This window comes from Mucilaginibacter sp. P4_G9 (assembly GCF_056400985.1).
The window spans coordinates 1-934 of the sequence record NZ_JBFUKF010000842.1 but is presented as its reverse complement, the minus strand read 5'-3'; the positions used below and the strand labels follow the sequence as shown (position 1 = coordinate 934).

Sequence of the window (934 nt, the reverse complement as noted above, 5' to 3'; positions counted from 1 at the left end):
GTGTATAATTACCACTCTGGCTGTATACATCTTTTTGCTCTACCAGTTTTTCAAGTTCGGTAGCGGCCTGGGCATTGTTGCCCACTTTGTAAAAAGTATAACCTATCTGGTAACTATCCTGCGTGTTTTGCGTACGGCCCTGGTCGCGATCCTGGAAACGGCCGTAGTATTTAACCGCGTTATCGTAATCGGTTTTGGCAAAGTACGATGCTGCTATAATACGCAGCATTTCGGTTTCGTTTTGCTGATGTGTGCTGTTCACAATAGGCACAGCATAATGGATCACATCATCATAGCGTTTATCTAAAAAGTAAACGGCAGATATGTAGTAAGGATAGCTATTCTCGTATTTTTTAGAGTTTTTTAGCCTTTCAAAATTTACTAAAGCCAGGTGGTAATCTTTATTCAGATAGGCTATATAGGCGAAATAATAGGTTGCGTCCTCGGTAAATTCGGTTTTCTTGGCTTTCACCTCGGCAAAAAGCTGTTGGGCTTCTTTATAATTACCGATGAAGAAATAGGCATAACCTTTGCGAAATTTGTATTCGGTATTATCGTGCCCGTTAAGTTCGCCGGCTTGTACCTTGTTAAACCATTCTAAAGATTTTTCGAAATTACCCTGTTTAAAGTACGATTTACCAATCTGGAAATAAGCCTGCCGGGTAAGCGGGTTTTCGGGATGCTCTTTAATGAAGCGAAAAAACATGCTTTCGGCATCATCGTTATTCAAATTAAGGGCACAGAAAGCCTCGTAATACTGGCTGTTTTCTTTAACCAGCGATAGGTCTGATTCAAACTGCGGTTGGGTGGTTGTTTTAAGCCGGGATGTTTCAACAAGGCGAAATTGCTCGGCGGCGGCCACGTATTTACCCTTGTCCATCAGGTCGATAGCTGAGTGATAAGTGCGGTAAACCTGGGTAGATGGGTTTTGCTG

1 protein-coding gene is annotated in these 934 nt (G+C 42.3%); it reads right to left on the bottom strand.

Features of this window, described 5'->3' with window-relative positions; genetic code table 11:
* Window positions 1-934, bottom strand: a 934-nt coding sequence (locus tag AC1DPZ_RS28050) for a tetratricopeptide repeat protein (RefSeq protein WP_477409722.1), incomplete at both ends; no start/stop codon positions are given.